Origin of the sequence: Ruficoccus sp. ZRK36, from assembly GCF_019603315.1 — a bacterium.
Lineage (GTDB): Bacteria > Verrucomicrobiota > Verrucomicrobiia > Opitutales > Cerasicoccaceae > Ruficoccus.
Genome location: NZ_CP080649.1, coordinates 1982222 through 2001129, shown reverse-complemented (window position 1 = coordinate 2001129; position 18908 = coordinate 1982222). Strand labels below are relative to the sequence as shown.

Genomic DNA, 18908 nt, shown 5'->3' with positions numbered 1-18908 from the left:
GTGGAGGCATCGTTTTGAGCGCACGCTTCACCTCACTCTTTCCGGTCTGGGCCATCCTATTCTCAGGACTGGCCTACGCCATACCAGCGCCCTTTGCAGCGCTAAAGCCTGCCATCGTCCCCCTGCTGGGGCTGGTAATGCTCGGCATGGGGCTCACCCTGAGCTGGGATAATTTCGCAGCGGTGCTGCGGCGACCGGGCACGATTCTGCTTGGTGTCGCCCTGCAGTACCTGGTCATGCCACTGGCGGCGTGGGCCATCGCTGCGGCGCTTGACCTGCCCCCGATGCTGCTGGCCGGGCTGGTGCTTGTGGGGAGCTGCCCGGGAGGCACAGCCTCGAATGTTATCTGCTACCTGGGGCGCGGAGACGTCGCCCTCTCCATCACGCTGACCACGGTGTCAACCCTGCTGGCCGTCCTCGCCACCCCCCTGCTGACGCTCCTCTACGCAGGCACGCGGGTACCCGTCCCCGCCGGCCCCATGCTCCTGAGCATTGCCAAGATCGTGCTCGTGCCCGTCCTGGCCGGGATGATCGTGAACCGGTTTTTCGGGCAGCGCCTGCGTCCGGTGCAGCACGTGTTCCCGCTCCTGTCCGTCGCCGCCATCGTGCTGATCATCGCGATCATTGTCGCCCTCAACCGGACCAGTATCGGAGAGATGGGGCTGGCGGTGGCGCTGGCAATCGCCCTGCACAATGCCACAGGACTTGCGCTCGGCTATGGCGTCCCGCACCTGCTCGGGCGAGACGCGCGCACCTGCCGCACGCTGGCTATCGAGGTAGGGATGCAGAACTCCGGCCTCGCGGTGGCACTGGCGATCAAATACTTCTCGGCTGCCGCCGCCCTGCCCGGTGCGCTTTTCTCGATCTGGCACAACATCACCGGCTCGCTCCTGGCCGGATGGTGGCGTCGCCAGGACGACCACTGAAGACGCTCCCAACTGCACACCGTGCTTTTTAGCATTTGGCATTTATCAAAGCCTGATTTTCTGAATCACTAAAAGCATGCCCGCCCCACGTACCGATGGACACGCCCCGCTGCTCTGGCTGGCGGCTCCCCTGGTCTGGGGCATCATCCTGGCGCGGGTGCTGGGAGCCACTGTGCCCCCGGTGGCACTCGCTGCGACGGGGCTGGCCGTGGCCGCCTGCGCGTGTGTATTGACCCTGCGTGAGCGGTGGTTTGTGAGGCCTGTCTGGGGATTCCTGATCATCGTATCCGGGGCGCTCCTGGCGTGGGCCTGCGCGCTGCACCGTGAGCCCCCTGCCCTGCCGCCCGAGAGCTTTACGCCGCGAGAGGCGGAGGTCGCCCTGAAGATCGACCGGGTCTTCCAGACCGGAAAAAAGTTTCCGCGCCTGAGCGGGCTGGCCACGGTGAGTGAGGCCCCGAGACTCCAGCCGTATCTGCATGGGCAGCCGATAGCGTTTTCACTGTGGGCTGAAGACATCGATCGGGGCGAAGCCCTGCCGGGAGCCACTATTCGGGCGCGGGGAAAAGTTACCCGGCTGAATCCGGACGACGATTTGAACGGCTTCGAGCAGTATCTGGTGCAAAGCGGCTACGTGCTCCAGATCGGCCAAGGGGACGCGCTCCAGATCGAGCATACCGCGAGCGGCTTTAGGCGCTGGTGCCACCACATGAACCGCCGCATCAACACCGCGCTGCACGCGGGCGCCGAGACCGCTGGTGAGCAAGCGCTGGCCGGTGTGGCTGCCGCGATGTTCCTCGGGGACAAGGGGGAGCTGGCCCGCTCACAGAAGGAAACCTTTATCGCCAGCGGGACCATGCACCTGTTCGCCGTCAGCGGGCTGCACGTGGGGATCATCGCGGGGGCCTTTGCGCTTATTCTGCGGCTGCTGCGCGTACCTGCCCCGACAGCAGCGGCGCTCGGGCTGGCCCTGCTGCTGCTCTACGTGCAGATCATCGGCGCACCGCCGTCGGCCCTGCGCGCGTTTCTCATGGTAGCGTTTTACTGGGGTGCCCAGCTCTTCCGCCGCAGGCCCGCGCCCTTCTCCGCCCTGTTGGGATCGGCCCTGGCCGTGCTTTTAATAGACCCACGCCAACTATTCTCCGCCGGGTTCCAGCTCTCCTATCTGGTTGTCGCTGCCCTGCTGCTCTATGCTGCCCCGCTATCGGAGTGGGCGATGGCACGGCTCGACCCGTACCGGCTCATTCCCGCCGACAGCTTGAGCCGTTTCCAGCGTCTGCTGCGGTATCTGCTAAAAATCCTGTGTGCGTCGCTCGCGGTGTCGGTGGCCGCGTTTATTTTCGCCAGCCCGCTGACGATCGAGTACTTCAATATCTTCGCTCCCGGCGCTGTCCTGTTAAATCTTATCCTGATCCCGCTGGCGACGATCGTCATCGTCGGAGCTCTCGCCTCTGCGATCATCGGGCTGGCAGCGATCCCCGCCCTGGGAGCCATCGTCAATGCCGCGATCCGGCCCGTCATCTGGGAGATGTGGGCTGTGGTCAGCTCATCCATCACGCTGCCGGGTGGATTTTGGCAGGCGGGGTTTCGGGCTGAGTGGGTAGCACCTACGGCCTCGCTCGCGCTACTGCTTAGTCTGCTGGCCGTGTCCCGCTGGGCAAGACACCATCCGGTCGCGTATTTGATTCCGCCAGCCATCCTCACCCCCGTGCTTGTCTTTGGGGCAGAATTCGCCAAGCTCTAGACCATGAAGAGCGCCTACGAACTCGCCATGGAACGGCTCGAAAAGAGCGAACCAGCCGTCAAGCTGAGCCCTGAGCAAAAGGCCGCACTGGCCGACATCGACAAAAAGTACGATGCGAAGATCGCCGAAAAGGAGATTTTCCTCCAAGGACAGCTCGCTAAAGCCGGTCACGACGAGCGCGCCGCTATCGAGAAACAGCTCCTCAACGAGCGCGCCCGTCTCGATGAGGAACGCGAAGCGGCCAAGGACAAGGTCCGCCAGGGATAGACCTGGGCTTAGGCCGCGCAGCGTAAGTTATCCCCCGCTGGCACTGAGGGGCCAGTGTCACGTCCGCATAATCCTGGACGCGATGCGCAGCATCGAAAGTGCAGGCTTTGCCTGCTGCGGGGATTGGGGGCGCAGAGCCCCAAATATAATAAAGAACTAAACGGATGCCACGCACGCCGGCAGTGAGCCTGTGGCCCGCCCCCTGACACAAAAAAACGCCGCCCTCGTGAGGCGGCGTCAGGTAAAAGTGTTGCAGCTCCGGGCTTAGTTGCCGCGGCGACGGCGGAACTTGTTCTGGAACTTTTCCACGCGGCCGGCGGTGTCCACAAAACGCTTTTCACCGGTAAAGGCCGGGTGCGAGTGGCTCGTCACGTCGCAAACCACGACACCGTACTCGACGCCGTCGATCGTTTCCTTCTGAGAGGTGCGGACCGTGGAGCGGGTCAGGAACTTGCTGCCAGTTTCAACGTCAACGAAGGCGACGGGCTGGTACTTGGGATGAAGATCTTTTTTCACGCTTGCGCCTTAAAAGGTTAGCCCTGCCGCGCCTTGAAGCGGGGGTTGGTTTTGTTGATGACATAGATCCGTCCACGACGGCGGACTACCTGGCAGTCCGGGTGGCGGTTCTTGAGCGATTTGATGGAAGATACGACTTTCATGGCTCTGAAATTGATGGAAAGCGGACGAAAAAAGACCTCTCCCCCGCTATTGTCAACGACTATTTTCCCCTCAGGGCAAGTCCTGTCCCTGGGATGCGCGGCGGAGCATCACCGATGCCACCGCCAAGGCGGCGGGATGACGAAGACTTTGAGGCATAAAAAAGCTCCCCAGCTATTCAGCCGGGGCAGGCGCGTAGCGCCCCATCAATGTCCTGTGCGGTCACGCACCCAGATGCCGAGGGCCTCAAGCTGGGCTGTGGCCTGCGGGGCCCAGCCGCGGTTGGCGGCGGGACTGGCGGGGCTGGGATGCAGGACGGTCCCTATCTTCGGGCCGTCCGGGCCGAGCGCCTCGCGGGCGCGCCCCTCGGCAAATTTACCCACGCCGATCACCCACTCGGGCTGTAAGACCTCGACCACCGTGCGCAGGTGCTCGTCGCAGGCAGCGAGCAGGGCGGCCGAGTCAGCGGCCCCGAGCTTGTCGGGGGCGATATTCCGGCAGCCCTTTTCATCAGCCTGCAAGAACAGCAGCGGGATGTAGTTGGCGACGAAATGCTCCCGGAAAAAATTTTGCGCGGGGCCGAATTTCTCCGCGAACAGCCCCCACAGGCGCCGCCCGCTGACCTCGGAGCGCGTGCAGGCAAACCCGTCGACCGGGCGCTTCGGGTGCTCGACCGGGGGCTTGCCCACCGGAGCCTCTATCCCGATCCAGTCCCGCACGGCCTCGATCTCCCCAAAGGGCACCCCCGTCTGCGCCATGCCAAAGGGGCCGGGGTTCATCCCCATAAAGATTACCCGCTTGGTCGCGTTGCCGTATTTTTCCAGATATTGGGCATGGGGTTCCCAGGCGTAGTCGAGGGGCTGGTAGATGTGGGTAACGGGCGCGCCAAAGCGCAACCCCGCCAGCTCTTCGCGCAGGCGTTTGGCCGCGCTTTGCAGTTGTTCGGCAGGAGACATAGGACTAGAGTGATGTTTTTTAAAGCAACAACCTGGTCAGTGCCAGGCGTTGATTGAATGAAAGACTTGTCCGGATTCATGCCCGAAAGCCCGCTATGCGCAAGCCCGCACGCCTCATCTTCGCCTTTGTCATCCTGCTCGCCTCACTCTGGCCCCCTCTCACCTACGCTAATCACGTGACCAGCCTCGGCCAACATCCCGACTGGAGCACCCTCGATGTCTTCCAGCGCACACTGACCCGAGAGGAGTTCCTGAGGCGACTCGATACGCTTTATGCGCCGCGGGGCGCATGGACGGGGTGTATCACCGTCACCCCCGAGGCCGCCCTCATCCAGACAGGCACCGACAGCGCGCCCTACCGGCTGGTCTTCGCTGAGAGTACCGAAACCGCCGCCCCCGTGCCCCGCCGCTGGCGTAAACCCGAGGAACTGTTGGCAGAGGCCTCGGCTGAGCAGCCCTTTACCGGATGGCACATCGCGCTCGACCCCGGCCATCTCGGCGGCAGCTATGGCCCACAGGAGGGGCGCAGCTGGAGCATTGAGGGCGGGCCGCTCATCCAGGAGGGGGATCTCGTGCTGTCTGTGGCACAGGTCCTGAAAAAGAAACTGCAGGCCCTCGGAGCCCAGGTCAGCCTCGTGCGCGATCAGCCCGGCCCCGTCACGGCAGAGACGCCGGAAAGCTTGCGCCCCCGGGCGGAGGCCTGGTATGCGGACCAGAACCCACAGGGGCCAGCCCCCACCCCAGCTGACCTCCAGCGCCTGAGTAACATCCTTTTCTACCGGGTCAGCGATATCCGTGCCCGTGCAGAGCTCGTCAACGAGCAGCTACGCCCCGATCTCGTTATCTGCCTGCACATCAACGCCGAGGAGTTCCCCAATCCGGCACAGCCGACGCTGCTCACTCCCAATCACCTGCACGCGCTCGTCAACGGTGCCTACAGCGCGCAGGAGCTCTCCTACGACGATGTCCGGGCCGAGATGCTGATCAAGCTGCTCAACGACTCCGGCAGCGTGGAGGCCGAGGTCGCCGCTGCTGTGGCGGCCGGGCTGGCCGACGCGACCGGCCTGCCGCCTTTCCGCTACACCGGCTCCAATGCCGTCCCCCTCGTCGGTCAGCCCTATGTGTGGGGGCGCAACCTCCTCGCGAACCGCCTCTACAGCTGCCCCGTCGTCTTCTTGGAGCCCTATGTCGCCAACAGTCAGGCCGTCTACCCTCGGCTCAAGGCCGAAGCCGAAGCCCCCGAGCCGCTGCCGGATGGACTCGTCGAGGAGTACGCTCAGGGCGTCGTTGAGGGGCTCCTCATGCTCAGAGCCAGCGGGCCGTAAACGCTGTTGCTACGAATATTTTAAAGAAAAAGCCCATTATTCACATGGACGTAACATTACTCTGATATATACGTCCGGTTAAAACGGAAACATTCCTGATGAGATCACTCCTCCACCTGCGCAAAAAACTCCTGCCAGCCTCGCTGTTACTGGGCTGGATGCTGTTGATTTGTGCGACCGCGCAGGCTTCGGATAAAATCGTCATCAAGGGCTCGGATACGCTGGGAGCCAAGCTCATGCCCCGGCTGAAGGAGGAATTCATCGCCCAGAAGAAAAATCAGGGCGAGACCGTCACCTTTGAAATCTCGGCGGAAGGCTCGCGCACGGGCATCGCAGCCATCATCGACGGTAAGGCGGACCTCGCCATGTCCAGCCGCGAGCTTCAGAGCAGCGAGTTGAGCGCCGCCAATGCCAAGGGCGTCAAACTTGAGCCCATCCCTGTCGGTGTTGACGGAATCGCCATCATCGTCAACGAGGACAACCCCCTGAAAAAGCTCGGGCTGCGGGAGATCGAGATGATCTTTACCGGCGACGTGGAGGACTGGAGCGCGATCAGCCCGATGAGCGGAAACATTTCCATCTATACGCGTAATACCTCTTCGGGCACATACAGCCTATTCCAGAGACTTTCCCTGCATCGCCGCAATTACTCCCCTTTCGCGCAAAAGCTGGCCGGTAATGAGCAAATCGCCGCCGAGGTCGCGCACAACCCGTACGGAGTCGGCTATGTGGGGCTGGCCTACATCCACACCCCCGGTGTCAAAGTGCTGCCGGTGGACGGCAAGATGCCCTCCAACAACAGCTATCCGCTGGCCCGCCCGCTGTATCTCTACGTCGATGTCAGTAAAGAGCGCACCCCCATTGTCCAGGAGTTCATCGACTTCATCGTCAGCCCTGAGGGGCAGGCCGTGGTGGAGAGCGTGGACTTCCTGCCAGCCTCACGGATGAACGAAATCTACCTGGATTCAGACACCGAGTAGCCAACCCCCGAGACCAGAGAGACCCGACCGTGAGCACAAGCATCTGCCCATCCCTCCCACGCATTCAGGGGTTGCTGTCGAAACGGGTTTGCCCACAAGTTCAGCAACCACGCCTCCCATGAAAGCCACGCCTCCCCAGACCGAGTTTCATCTGAGCCGCCGCCGCGAGGACCGGCTGCTCGGGGTTGGTCGGCAGGCACTGCTGAAGGCCTTTTTCGGAGGTAATGCCATCGTGGCGGTCATCGTCCTGCTGCTGATCACCTTCTTTCTGTTTCGTGAAGGCCTGTCGTTTTTCCCCCAATACCGCTCGGACATGGAGCTGTTCCGCCGCAGCGGGATGGAGTACTCCTCCATCGTCAAGCAGGAGCACAACCAGTTCAACGTCCTGCTCGGGCAGCTCGTCAACATCCGTAAACAGCAGATCGAAACGCTTGAGAGCAAAGGCCTGAGCCGGGAAGACATTGCCCGGCAAACGGCCCCCATGCAGGCCTACATCTACAGCTTCAGCGACCTTTCCCTGCCCCTGCGCAACTACCAGATCAAGGTGCGCGACCTCGCCTCGGAGACCTATAAAGAGGCGAAATCCAACGCTATCGAGCACCGTGATGCGCCGGGCCACGCTCATGACGGCCATGAGCACGAGATCGACTACGCAGGCACGATCAGCCAGATCAAAGCCAGCTTTCCCGAGCTGACCGCTCTCAACAACCAGCTCGAAAACGACATCCTGCGCGTGCTGAGAGAGTTCCCGGAGCTAAACGACCCGGCGCTCCGCTCCGAGGCCGAGAGCTTCCGGCAGAATGCGATCGCCTTCGCCGCCGGGCTGCCCCGCTATGCCGCTGCGCTGGCCGAGGCCAGCCCCGAGCAGCATGTCGGCCTGATGGAATCGATCAAGGCCTTCCTGTTCGGCGACCACTGGATCGTGAACAACAACGGGCACAGCCTGTTTGGGCTGCTGCCTCTGCTGACCGGCTCGCTGATGGTCACCGGCATCGCCATCCTGCTGGCCATCCCCTTTGGGGTGGGCGCAGCCATCTACACCAACCAGATGGCCCGGCGCGGCGAATCCAGTTTCATCAAGCCGTGCATCGAGTTCATCACCGCCATCCCGTCCGTGGTGATCGGTTTCTTCGGCATCGCGGTCTTCGGGACACTGGTGCGCGAAGTCTCGCAAGTCCCATGGCTGGACTGGCTACCGGGCTTCCCGGTGGCCGAGCGCCTCAACGCCTTTACGGCGGGGTGCCTGCTCGCGCTGATGGCCATCCCGACGATTTTCACCCTGTCTGAAGACGCCATCAACCGCGTCCCCCGCATCTATGCCGAGTCCTCACTGGCACTGGGTGCGACGCGCTTCCAGACCACCATGTTTATCGTCGTGCCGTCCGCCATCAGCGGCATTGTCTCAGCCGTCCTGCTCGGCATCGGTCGCGTCATTGGCGAGACGATGGTGGTGCTGCTGTGCGCGGGGAACCGCATCCGCATCCCGGACTTCACCGAGGGGCCGGGCGTCGCCTTCCAGCCGGTCCATACCATGACCGGGATCATCGCCCAGGAGATGGGCGAGGTCGCCCAAGGCGGCATCCACTACCGCGCGCTTTTCTGTGTGGGGGTGGTGCTGTTCCTGCTCACCCTGCTGATCAACTTCGCCGCTCAAAAGATTTTCCACCACACCCGCGTGGGCGAATAGCCCGCAACGACATCCACCGTGAAAACGTCCCTCTCAGAGCCAGCCCACAACCCGTTCCTGCCGCGTCCCTCGACCACGCGGCGGGTCGAGCTGGTGGTGCGCTGGGGACTGCGGGGGCTGACGTACTTTATCCTGCTGTGCATATCGACGATTCTTCTGACGATTGCCATCAAGGGCTCGCAGGCGGTTTTCCAGGCCGAGTGGCCGTACATCAACGTGGAGTTCCTCACCCAGGCCCCGGAGACGCTCCATGTCTTTGAAGCCGACGGCAAGACCCACGAGCTGAGCGACTCGCAGTTCCGGGCCACCTACGAGGCAAACGGCCTCACTCCCCCGCCGGACCGCACCTATGCGCATGCCGGTGGCGGTATTTTCCCGGCGATTATCGGCACCCTGCTTCTTGTGGCCGGTGCCATGACCATCGCCATGCTGCTGGGTATCGCCAGCGCGATCTTCCTGAGCGAGTACGGCAGCAGCGGCCCGCTGCTGCGCCTCATCCGCCTGTCCATCCTCAACTTGGCGGGTGTGCCGTCAATCGTGTACGGGCTGTTCGGCTTCGGGCTGTTCGTGATTTTCCTGGACTGGAATATCTCGCTCCTGGCGGGGTGGTTCACCCTGGCCTTTATGGTGCTCCCGGTTATCATCTCTGCCAGTGAGGAGGCCCTGCGCAGCGTGCCCACGGGATTCCGGGAAGCCTCTCTGGCACTCGGCGCCACCCGCTGGACCATGATCCGGACCAGCGTGCTGCCCTACGCCCTGCCGGGTATCCTCACCTCGTCTATTCTCGGCATCGCCCGGGTGGCCGGAGAAACCGCTCCCATCATGTTCACCGCCGCCTACCTGCTGCGCGACCAGCTCCCCTGGGAGGGGCTCGACCATTGGTACGACTTTTTCTTCCAGGGTGTGATGGCCCTGCCCTACCACCTCTATGTCGTCAGCGCCAAGCTCCCGCAGAACGCCTACACCGAGCGCATGCAGTACGGCACGGCCTTTGTCTTTCTGATCATCGTCGCCGTCATGGCGTTGACCTCCATCCTACTGCGGATCAAGATCCGCTCCCGCCACAACTGGTAATCCTTTATCGCTCCCATGGAATCCTCCCCGACAGCAAACCCGGACGCCGCCCCTCAGGAGCAGCCAGAGACGCTGATCAAGATCGAGCACTTCGACTTCTACTACGGGCAGAATCAGGCGCTCAAGGACATCAATCTGACCGTAAACCCGAACAGTGTGACGGCCCTAATCGGCCCCTCCGGCTGTGGTAAGACCACCCTGCTGCGCTGCCTCAACCGCCTCAACGATCTCACCGACTCCGCCCGCGTAGCCGGTGGGCGCATCCTGATCGGCGGCTACGACATCTACGACCGCAGCATCGATGTCATCGAGCTGCGCAAAAAGGTCGGGATGGTCTTCCAGAAGTCCAACCCCTTCCCCAAGTCGATCTACGACAATATCGCCTACGGGATGCGCATCCAGGGGGTTCATCACCGCGACCGGCTCGACGAAACCGTCGAGAAGTGCCTCCGCGCGGCCGCTCTGTGGGACGAGGTAAAAGACCGTCTCAACGACAGCGCGATGACCCTCTCAGGTGGCCAGCAACAGCGCCTGTGTATCGCTCGCGCCCTCGCCGTGGAGCCGGAAATCCTGCTCATGGACGAGCCCTGCTCGGCGCTCGACCCCGTCGCCACCTCCAAGGTCGAGGAGCTGATCCACTCCCTGCGGCTGGACTATACGATCGTCATCGTGACCCATAATATGCAGCAGGCAGCCCGCGTCAGCGACCACACCGCATTTTTCTATCTGGGGCGCCTCGTCGAGCACAACGTAACCGAGGCCATCTTTATGAACCCCAAAGACCCCCAAACCGAGGCCTACGTCAGCGGCCGCTTCGGTTAATCCGGCTGGATCAGCATTGATGGGGTTCCACCCCATCGCTCACTGCGTTCGCTGCCCCTGGGTGCGTGACCGCACGGGACAATCAGGCGTAGCCCCGCCTCTCCATTCCACCTCACTCCGCGATCTCGATGACGAGGGCGGTGAGGTTATCGCGGCCGGAGTTGAACATCGCCTCGTCGATCAGGAGGCGCGAAAGGGTCTTGCCGTTCTTGGGACCCGTTTTGACCACTCCCTCGATGCCGGGCCGCGAAAGCCCGTCGGTGATGCCATCAGTCGTCAGGACAAAGACATCCCCCGGCTCGTAGTCAACGGCGCCGATCTGCGGATCAGGGTTACTGACGTTACCGCCGAGCACCTGCTGGAGGCCGCTCTTACCGGGATGAAAACGAGCCTGCGACTCCGTGATCTGCCCCGTGCGCAGGAGCCAGCCGACATGGGTATGGTCTTCGCTGATCTGGCGAAGCTCGCCGTCCTTTGGCATGTAGTAGATGCGACTGTCACCGACATGGGCAAAGGTCATCCGCCCCGGCGCAAACCAGCACATGCTCAGGGTGGCACCCATCCCGCGGCACTCCGGGTAGACAAGGCTCATTTTACCCATCTCGGCATGGATCTCGGTAAAAAGATTATCCAGCCACTCACCGGCCCCACGGCGCATCCCCATGGCTCCGAGCCAGAAGCTGCGCGGCAGAGTGTGCGAAATCCGGTCAATGGCTACCCGGCTGGCAAACTCACCGGCGTTGGCACCCCCCATGCCGTCACTGACGGCAAAGATAAAGTCGCAGCCGTCCATCGGTGCGGAGCCATCTTTACCCAGCAGGCGCATCTCCTGGGGGTCGACGGTCAGCGCTAAAAAGGCATCTTCGTTATTTTTGCGAAACCGGCCCGGATGAGTCATGCCGGACCAGGATAAGCGGAGGGTTTCAGGGCTGGCCGTTGATTCGCTCATCTCAGTCCTTACGCTCCCATCCTTCGCCTGCACGGTGCTCCTGGACCTCCTCCAGCGTCAGCCCTTCACCGCTTTCCAGGATAGTGGCAAACTCGAAGTCGATGACGTTAAACTTACCCGTCCAGTCGTTGTAGGTGATGTTGCGCGGAAAGCGGTCCTCGTGGCGCACCCCATATTTATCTTCCAGCTCTTTAAACAGCGCGTCGGCTTTTTCTGAGGCGATCTTGTCCACCACTTTACCGCAGTTGGTGGTGACGATGTAGCCATCGCCCTCGTCGGGGTCGGCATGCAGGAGGCGCGGGACGTAGTCGCAGCCCTTTTTTTCCAGGTAACGCAGCACCCGGACTTCGTTTTCGTAGCGCTGGCGGGCCATCGGGCCACGGTAGCGCTTGTGGACGCGGCCATCGTATGTAATTCTCACACTGGCCTGTTTAGTGTCCTTAATATCGTGCATGAAAAAATTTACCAAATTGACAAACTGGCACCGCTTCTGCTGAAACTTCCTGACCCTCAATCTAAAGAGAAAGGGACCATATAGCTGTCCCGGTCAACCAACTGCTTCGAACACATAATAACCCATGACAAAATACAAGCTAGAATACATTTGGCTCGACGGCTACACGCCCGTGCCGAATCTCCGTGGTAAAACCCGCCTCGCCAGCGAAGCGCCCAAGAGCGTCGAAGATTGCCCTGAGTGGGGTTTTGACGGCAGTTCGACCAAGCAGGCCGAAGGCAGCAGCTCTGACTGCGTGCTCAAGCCTGTCGCCCTGTATCCCGATGCCGGCCGCAATGACGCCTTTATCGTGATGTGTGAGGTTATGCTCCCCGACGGCACCCCGCACCCGACCAACATGCGTGCCACGATCGAAGACGACGAAAATGCATGGTTCGGCCTCGAGCAAGAATACTTCCTCTTCCAAGACGGTCGTCCTCTGGGCTGGCCGGAATCCGGCTACCCGAACCCGCAGGGTGAATACTACACCGGCGTGGGCTACGAAAACGTTGGCAGCATCGCCCGCGCTATCGTGGACGAACACCTTGAGCTCTGCATCGAAGCTGGCATCAACCACGAAGGTATCAACGCCGAAGTGGCCAAGGGCCAGTGGGAATTCCAGGTCTTCGCCAAGGGCTCCAAGAAGTGTGCTGACGACATCTGGGTCGCCCGCTACCTGCTCGAGCGCCTCTGCGAAAAGTACGAAGTCGTCGTTGAGTACCACTGTAAGCCCTTCCAGGGCGACTGGAACGGCTCCGGCATGCACTGCAACTTCTCGACCGAATACCTCCGCACTGTCGGCGGTAAGGAGTACTTCCTCAAGCTGATGGACGCCTTCGAAAAGAACAAGGACGAGCACATCGCTGCCTACGGCCCGGACAACCACATGCGTCTGACCGGTCTGCACGAAACCCAGTCGATCGACAAGTTCTCCTGGGGTGTGGCTGACCGTGGTGCCTCCATCCGTGTCCCGCACAGCTTCGTCAAGAACGACTACAAGGGCTACCTGGAAGACCGCCGTCCGAACTCGCAGGGCGACCCCTACCGGATCTGCTCCCGCGTCCTCAAGACGATCGCGGAAGTCCCGACCGCCTAAGGTCTGGTCCTCTAGCTTACTTAGCTTTCCAACGGCGCTCCCCATGGAGCGCCGTTTTTTTGTGCCCGGAGAGTAGACCCGCAGGCCCCAACAGAAAGAGCGTCTCCCCACCCTTCACTCCCGGAAGGCCAGCCCGTCCACCACGGCTCTTTCCCGGCCTATATAAATGATAACCGCCATCCCCTTGCGGGAATGGCGGCATCTGTTTCTACCCCAAAACGTTCCGGATAAGGCCGGAACTCCTTGCTAAAACTCGTATTCTGGAAAGTTCTGACTTTGACGTGCGTCAAAGGTTCCACAAAAAAGCAAATTCAGCAAATTATTTCTTAATATTTTAAGAAAATAACAACTTTCCTATCTCATAGCTGCCACATCCGAAAAGGATGCATCAACTGAGACGCATCTGTATATCACTTAGTTCCGGCTAAAATTCTCAAAATTCGCGTCATCATAACGAGCAGCCTGGTTTGACCAGTGGCGCATGTCGCGCAGCTCGTCTTCGCCCATCAGGCCGACACTGCCATCAAGCATGGCGACCACTGCCTTTTCGTTGTGACGCAGATGGACAAAGCCCATGTTCGCCGGGATATCCTCATTGTAGCTGCCCCAGCGCATGCCGTCCGGCGTGATGGGCGCATTTGCGATATAGTAGCCGATATCCTCCCAGTTCTCCGCATACTCACTGAAGGTGGACACGAAGACGATCAACTCGCTGGGCTTGTAGGCAATATTCGGACGGGTGACACAGTAGTCATTGGGAAAAGTCGGGGTCCCCTCCCGGTCACGGCGGCTGGCATAGGTCACGGCCTGCGGCGAGAGTGTACTGCTGCGGAAGTTACCGCCCACAAAGACCATGTTCAAACCGAGAGAAGGCGTCAGGCTGATCCCGTAGGCATCATGGCGCTCCCGCAGGTAAGCATAGTAGTCCTGATGCGCGCTCGTAAACAGGTCCTGGGCGCCACCCGGCATCTGGTTGGCAAGCTTCCAGGGCCAGCGCATGGCCGACTCCTCGCCCGGATCCAGGCTCAGCCCGTCGAACCCGGTAATGTTCTTGCGCGGCTCGGTCCCCTTACCTCGCATCAGTGCCCCATTATTATCCTGCGGAAATAGCAGGAAAGCGGTCACCATGTTGCGGGCCACAGCAGACTCATTGGTCAACGCGGCGTGTTCACTGACTTTGGTACTGACAGCAAAGGTCAGGCTACTGAGCAGTCCGATCACCGCGACGGCGACCATCAACTCGACCAGACTCAGACCCTTACGGGCCCGGCGGATAATAGACGTATTGTTACTCATTCTTCGGTTTTGCTGAATTATTCCAGGATCACTTGGAGGCGCATCTGCCGGTTGGTTCCAGCCGGCAGGGTGCTTAGGTCGGTCAGGTCGGTAACAATAACGGTCTGTGTCCCATCTTCGTTGATGGAGGGGGAAATATCGATGGAGGTATAGGTCTGCTCGGAGCCGTCGCCGTTGTAGTTCCAGCTTTCGAGATCATTTGAGACCATGGCGTGGTAGGTCAGGTCGGTCGCCTCCGGCTGCTGCCGGTAGGTCAGGGTCAAGTGCTTACCATCCTCTGTGACACCGGCCACCGGGAAGGCCTCCGGGGTGCTGATCTCCTCAGGAGTGCCGCCAAAGGCGTATTCGAGGATGTTGACGAGGCCGTTCCGGTTCGGGTCGGCATCACGGGCACCATTCACCACGGGGTTGCTGCCGGTAAACGCGGGCAGGATAATGTTTTCCTTCCACTTATCGTAGGTCTGGGGCGCGAAAATAGCCTTCACGTCGAGGTTGCCGTCGATCGTCGTCACGATGGAAGAGCTGGTAGAGTTGACATCGCCCGTCCAGCGAACGAAGACCCAGCCATCCTCAGCGACAGCGGTCAGCACCACCTCATCGCCCGGCTCATAGGTAATCCGGGGGCCACCGCCACCCGAGAGCTCGTGCTCGACGGAACCAACGGCTCCGGTAGCGAAATTCGTGTTGGTCTTCGGGAAGATGGCGTTACTGAGCTCAGCCGAGAAACCATCCCAGGTGTCCAGCGTCGCCCACCACAGGCTCATGCTCGTACCCGATGAACCGAACGTAATATAGTACTCAGCCACGTCGTAGCCGCTCAGGTCCCACTCCCAGGCCATAATGCCCTGCCCGTCTCCGGAGTTCGGATCACCCCCGGTCAAGAATCCGATATGGGTGTAAGGGATCGGACCGACCAGCGGTCCCCCCTCAGTCTCACGGAAGTAAATGAATGCCTCCTGGTCCGGCAGACTTCCCACCGTGTTAACCTGAAAAATCACCTGGCCGGGGCTGTAAGCAGGATTGTCGTAGACAATGAAGCTCATCGACTCCGAGAAGCTGTATATCCCGGGATGGCTGGTGATAAATGCGGTGTCCGTCCCGATCTGCGCGAGCACAGCGTCCTCGTTTGTGGTCAGCGTGCTCGGGTTTATGGAGGCCGGCGTGGGCGTGTTCACCTCTGTAGGAGCAGACGTGTTAAACGGGTCCTCCCACGAAGTATAAGCATACTGCACGCGGTCAAACTGCGCGAACTCGCTGTTGGGCTCCCCGTCAAAAGCCGGAACAATCGCATTGTACCAAAAGAAGTCGGTTTGCCCCTGCAGGCCACTCGTCATCAGACAGAGGCTCAGGGCTCCCAGCACCTGTTTACCCCACCGATGCATTTTTTTTGAAAAAATCTCTTGCATTTGAAACTCAGTCTCAGTTTTATGCGTCTATTGTTATCGAGTCTCATTACCACAGTCAATAACTAACCTATGAAAACTACGAAACTTATCGCTCTGACCGCCGCCCTGCTAGCGCCGGCAGTTTCACACGCCGATTTTATGGCCTTTAATCTCCCGGGGAACACCGAAACAGGCAGCTGGACGGACCTGAACCCGACTAACTATCCGACATACCCGAGTAGCTACCCTGGTAGCGACACCTGGCCGGATCCGATCACCGCCTCCGGCATCGACGCCGACCTGAACATTACTGCGGGCGGTAGCTATTTCAGCAGCTCCGACTATATCTATAACGCCTCGGCATCGACCTACACCATTAGCTCGGGTTCACCGATCACTGACCTCTCGACCCTCGTACTGCAGTTCGAGAACGCCCAGGGCATGGACACGATCACCCTGAGCTACAACGGCGGCAGCCAGGAGCTTGCTGCAAGCTACATCGGTAACTACGCCGGTAGCCATACCTACAATGGGGGCGGCCAGACCGGCAGCAGCACGATCGACGTCTACCAGTGGGATCTCTCCAGCATCGAGAGCACGATCACCGACTACTCGATCACCTTTACGACAAATGCACACGCGATCCTTTGGGGCATTAGCCTGACCGAAGGTGACACCTACTCGGCCATCGCCGTGCCCGAGCCCTCGACCTACGCCGCTCTGGCCGGTCTTGGTGTCCTCACCGTGGTTCTGCTGCGCCGCCGTAAGCTTTCCCAGAAGTAAAGTCATACAGTCATAGATCCCTCATAAGAAACAAGAAGGCCGGTCGTTTATTCGACCGGCCTTTTTCTTTGCGTAAACACTTCCACATGCGAGCAGGACAAAACGGCTACGTATTCGCTCATGAATACACCGATGCAAAAACACACTCACGTGTCTGGAGAAAGACGGACTAAATACCTCCGGCTACCGCAACCGGGCAACACCCTCGCAGCCACAAAAAAGCCGTGGCCCCTTTCGGGAACCACGGCTCAATGACTGCCAGTTTAAAAAGTCAAAGGCGGGACGCCTTAGATGGCCTTGACCAGGTCACGCCAGCTCTCCAGCTCAGGGCTGCCGGGCTTACGCTCGCCAAAGAACTGCACGATCACCTCGCCATCCTTGTCAAAAACTTCCAGTGACGTAACGTCTCCGTCAGCAGTAGGCTTGCGCACGATCCAGCAAGCATCGATCCCCGATTCCTTGAGGTGCAGGTTAAAGCCGGGGTCCATGACATTGTACCAATCCTGGTACTCCATCACCTTCTTCACCGGGCCGGTGTGAATCTGGATGCAGTGGTCATTGCCGACAAACACCATGATCGATGTCCCCTGTTCACTGGCCAGATCAAGCACCTTACGGGCGGAGCTATTGTCCACTTTCTGAGTGAAGACACCCTCGGCCAAACGCAGCGCCTGCTGGCGGCCAGCACGGTTCTTCATCAGCAGCGGGAAGAAGTCATGTGTGTCCTTGAGGTTCTTCCAGCCGTTCAGGAGCGCGTCCTTGTCGATCTGCTCATCCGGCATTTCCGGGCGCTTCGGCTCGGCGGCCTCGGCGGTAAAGCCAAGTGCCTGATCTTCAGCGCGGAACTGCTCGACGAGCTTTTGGAAAGGCTCGATCCCCTGATCGCTCTTGACGTAGATCTTGTGAATGGCGGTACCCGTCGGGTCAAAGATCTGAAGCGAGCGGCTGTGGCCACCGGGGATGGAAAGATCTTCCACCGCAAAGGCGTGCTTCCAGCCACCCATGAACAGGCGCAGGTCGATATCCTTGCCCGTGGTCAGGCCGACCTTGCCACCGTGTACCAGCGGGTGGATCTCCTCGTACTCACCGGTCTTTTCGTGGACGCAGTTTTCATTACGCGTCAGCACCATGACCCGCCCCAGACCCTTCCAGGCCTGCATAAAAGGTTCCCAGTCGGAGACGGCCAGACGGGTCACCGTACCCCCGCACTGTGTGGCCAGCAGCTCGGCCTCGCTCACGCCGAGTTCATCGGCGGCATTGCGGATACGCAGCTTGGGATTAGCGCTCAGGAGTTCATCCCAGCGGGCTTTGAGTTCCTGCGGAGAAGTAGCTTCTTTGATCGTTGCGTTTACCATATCTTTTTTATAAAGTTTGAGATTGAGTCACAAATACACGTCGTTTTAGCTCTTTGGTCAATACTGGAACCGTGAAAAACCATAATCAGACCTTCTTCGCATACGCAGGCGTCCTCGCGGCCCTGCTTATCACGCCCATGCTTCAGGCAAACGAAACGGCCGCGCCCGCCGTTTGCCCCATTACCGGTAAAACCGGCCCGATGCCGAAAAACCACCCGCAAGTGGACACCGCCAAGGCCCCGGAGAGCGAGAGCACCCGCATCATCAGCATCGGTGGCGCACCGACGGAGATCGTTTACGCGCTGGGCAAGGGTGACGAAGTCGTCGCCGTCGACCTCTCCAGCACCTACCCTCCCGCGGCGACCCGCCTGCCCAAGGTCGGCTACATTCGCCAAATTTCGCCCGAGGGCGTCCTTTCGCTGAACCCCGACATCATCGTGACCAGTGAGGCCCTCGGCCCGCCAGCCGCCAAGGCCGCACTGAAGCGCGTTAACGTACCGGTCGTCTGGTGCCCGGACCCCACCAGCCCCGACGCCCTCTACACCTCGCTGGAAATCGTCGGCCAGGCCCTCGGCGAAGAGGAGAAGGCTGCCGAGCTGACCGCCTCCATCCAGGAGAAGCTGACAGACGTCGAGATGGCGTCCTCCCAGTGGCCGCAAAAGCCGCGCATCGTCTTTTTCATGCAGTCGCCCACCCCCACCCGCGCCGGTAAAGTCGCTGGTAAGGGAACCCGCGCCGATGAGCTGATTAAGCTGGCCGGGGGCGTCAATGCCGCCTCCGACGTCAACGGCTACCAGCCTTTCGCACTGGAGGCCCTCATCGCCTCCCGCCCGGATGTGATCCTGCTGGGTACGAGCGTAGGGCACGGCTCAGGCCCTGGTGACGCCAAGGTCCTGCTCGGGATGCCGCAGCTCAGCCAGATTCCCGCCATCAAAAGTGGTCGTGTGGAGACCGTACCGATGGAGGACTTGAGCTTCGGTCCCCGCCTCGGCGAGGTTACCTCCTCCTGGTCCGAGCTGATCGCTCCGGCTCCAGCCGACAGCTAATTGCCTGGCCAGGCTCGCCTTCCGTTTTCCGCTTCGGCGGGGAATCCTTGCTTGTTCCCCGCCCACGAAG

At 60.7% G+C, this 18908-nt stretch carries 19 protein-coding genes; 11 read left to right on the top strand and 8 right to left on the bottom strand.

Features of this window, described 5'->3' with window-relative positions; translation table 11 throughout:
• The first annotated feature begins 14 nt into the window (after positions 1 to 14).
• The 3 genes from K0V07_RS08805 to K0V07_RS08795 all read left to right on the top strand — a co-directional run bounded on the left by K0V07_RS08805 (position 15) and on the right by K0V07_RS08795 (position 2934).
• Positions 15 to 926: a bile acid:sodium symporter family protein gene (locus K0V07_RS08805; RefSeq protein ID WP_220621022.1), complete on the top strand. Its 912-nt coding sequence runs from the start codon at positions 15 to 17 to the stop codon at positions 924 to 926.
• 76 nt (positions 927 to 1002) lie between these two features.
• Positions 1003 to 2667 (top strand): ComEC/Rec2 family competence protein, encoded by a 1665-nt coding sequence (locus K0V07_RS08800; protein WP_220621021.1) that lies wholly within the window; start codon positions 1003 to 1005, stop codon positions 2665 to 2667.
• A gap of 3 nt (positions 2668 to 2670) precedes the next feature.
• Positions 2671 to 2934: a hypothetical protein gene (locus K0V07_RS08795; protein ID WP_220621020.1), complete on the top strand. Its 264-nt coding sequence runs from the start codon at positions 2671 to 2673 to the stop codon at positions 2932 to 2934.
• 264 nt (positions 2935 to 3198) lie between these two features.
• Here K0V07_RS08795 and K0V07_RS08790 read toward each other — a convergent pair whose 3' ends face one another.
• The 3 genes from K0V07_RS08790 to K0V07_RS08780 form a co-directional block, all read right to left on the bottom strand.
• Complete coding sequence (locus tag K0V07_RS08790) at positions 3199 to 3450, bottom strand: type B 50S ribosomal protein L31 (protein ID WP_220621019.1); 252 nt, start codon at positions 3448 to 3450, stop codon at positions 3199 to 3201.
• A gap of 17 nt (positions 3451 to 3467) precedes the next feature.
• Complete coding sequence (ykgO, locus tag K0V07_RS08785; protein WP_185675278.1) at positions 3468 to 3593, bottom strand: type B 50S ribosomal protein L36; 126 nt, start codon at positions 3591 to 3593, stop codon at positions 3468 to 3470.
• A gap of 204 nt (positions 3594 to 3797) precedes the next feature.
• Positions 3798 to 4547 (bottom strand): uracil-DNA glycosylase family protein, encoded by a 750-nt coding sequence (locus tag K0V07_RS08780; RefSeq protein ID WP_220621018.1) that lies wholly within the window; start codon positions 4545 to 4547, stop codon positions 3798 to 3800.
• Positions 4548 to 4642: 95 nt separating this feature from the next.
• On the opposite strand from K0V07_RS08780, the gene K0V07_RS08775 reads away from it, so the two are divergent.
• From K0V07_RS08775 to pstB, 5 genes are all read left to right on the top strand, one after another.
• Positions 4643 to 5872, top strand: coding sequence for an N-acetylmuramoyl-L-alanine amidase (locus tag K0V07_RS08775; protein WP_220621017.1), 1230 nt, complete (start codon positions 4643 to 4645; stop codon positions 5870 to 5872).
• A 98-nt stretch (positions 5873 to 5970) separates the two neighbouring features.
• Positions 5971 to 6852 carry a phosphate ABC transporter substrate-binding protein gene (locus tag K0V07_RS08770; RefSeq protein ID WP_220621016.1) on the top strand — a complete coding sequence of 294 codons (882 nt, stop codon included), beginning with the start codon at positions 5971 to 5973 and terminating at the stop codon, positions 6850 to 6852.
• 118 nt (positions 6853 to 6970) lie between these two features.
• Positions 6971 to 8539, top strand: coding sequence for a phosphate ABC transporter permease subunit PstC (gene pstC / locus K0V07_RS08765; RefSeq protein ID WP_220621015.1), 1569 nt, complete (start codon positions 6971 to 6973; stop codon positions 8537 to 8539).
• An 18-nt stretch (positions 8540 to 8557) separates the two neighbouring features.
• A complete protein-coding gene (pstA, locus tag K0V07_RS08760) occupies positions 8558 to 9613 on the top strand; it encodes a phosphate ABC transporter permease PstA (RefSeq protein WP_220621014.1) in 1056 nt (351 codons plus the stop codon).
• A 15-nt stretch (positions 9614 to 9628) separates the two neighbouring features.
• The gene (gene pstB / locus K0V07_RS08755; RefSeq protein WP_220621013.1) at positions 9629 to 10435 is read left to right on the top strand and encodes a phosphate ABC transporter ATP-binding protein PstB; all 807 of its coding nucleotides are present in this window, start codon (positions 9629 to 9631) and stop codon (positions 10433 to 10435) included.
• Between the two features lie 112 nt (positions 10436 to 10547).
• Here the strand turns inward: pstB and K0V07_RS08750 are convergent, their stop codons facing one another.
• Together K0V07_RS08750 and K0V07_RS08745 are read right to left on the bottom strand one after the other, a co-directional pair.
• Positions 10548 to 11384 carry a protein phosphatase 2C domain-containing protein gene (locus K0V07_RS08750; protein WP_220621012.1) on the bottom strand — a complete coding sequence of 279 codons (837 nt, stop codon included), beginning with the start codon at positions 11382 to 11384 and terminating at the stop codon, positions 10548 to 10550.
• Between the two features lies 1 nt (position 11385).
• The gene (locus K0V07_RS08745; protein WP_255567919.1) at positions 11386 to 11805 is read right to left on the bottom strand and encodes a serine/threonine protein phosphatase; all 420 of its coding nucleotides are present in this window, start codon (positions 11803 to 11805) and stop codon (positions 11386 to 11388) included.
• Positions 11806 to 11962: 157 nt separating this feature from the next.
• Between K0V07_RS08745 and K0V07_RS08740 the strand changes: the two genes are divergently transcribed.
• Positions 11963 to 12973: a glutamine synthetase beta-grasp domain-containing protein gene (locus K0V07_RS08740; RefSeq protein ID WP_220621010.1), complete on the top strand. Its 1011-nt coding sequence runs from the start codon at positions 11963 to 11965 to the stop codon at positions 12971 to 12973.
• A gap of 414 nt (positions 12974 to 13387) precedes the next feature.
• Here K0V07_RS08740 and K0V07_RS08735 read toward each other — a convergent pair whose 3' ends face one another.
• Together K0V07_RS08735 and K0V07_RS08730 are read right to left on the bottom strand one after the other, a co-directional pair.
• Positions 13388 to 14269, bottom strand: a complete 882-nt coding sequence (locus K0V07_RS08735) for a prepilin-type N-terminal cleavage/methylation domain-containing protein (protein WP_220621009.1) — start codon at positions 14267 to 14269, stop codon at positions 13388 to 13390.
• 17 nt (positions 14270 to 14286) lie between these two features.
• Positions 14287 to 15651: a hypothetical protein gene (locus K0V07_RS08730; RefSeq protein ID WP_220621008.1), complete on the bottom strand. Its 1365-nt coding sequence runs from the start codon at positions 15649 to 15651 to the stop codon at positions 14287 to 14289.
• Positions 15652 to 15744: 93 nt separating this feature from the next.
• Here K0V07_RS08730 and K0V07_RS08725 point away from each other — a divergent pair, with 93 nt between their 5' ends.
• On the top strand, positions 15745 to 16437 hold the full coding sequence (locus K0V07_RS08725) for a PEP-CTERM sorting domain-containing protein (protein ID WP_220621007.1): 693 nt from the start codon (positions 15745 to 15747) through the stop codon (positions 16435 to 16437).
• A gap of 287 nt (positions 16438 to 16724) precedes the next feature.
• Here the strand turns inward: K0V07_RS08725 and K0V07_RS08720 are convergent, their stop codons facing one another.
• Entirely contained in the window at positions 16725 to 17792 is a 1068-nt protein-coding gene (locus K0V07_RS08720) for a ChuX/HutX family heme-like substrate-binding protein (protein ID WP_220621006.1), read from the bottom strand.
• A gap of 71 nt (positions 17793 to 17863) precedes the next feature.
• Here K0V07_RS08720 and K0V07_RS08715 point away from each other — a divergent pair, with 71 nt between their 5' ends.
• Complete coding sequence (locus K0V07_RS08715) at positions 17864 to 18838, top strand: ABC transporter substrate-binding protein (RefSeq protein ID WP_220621005.1); 975 nt, start codon at positions 17864 to 17866, stop codon at positions 18836 to 18838.
• Positions 18839 to 18908: the final 70 nt, after the last annotated feature.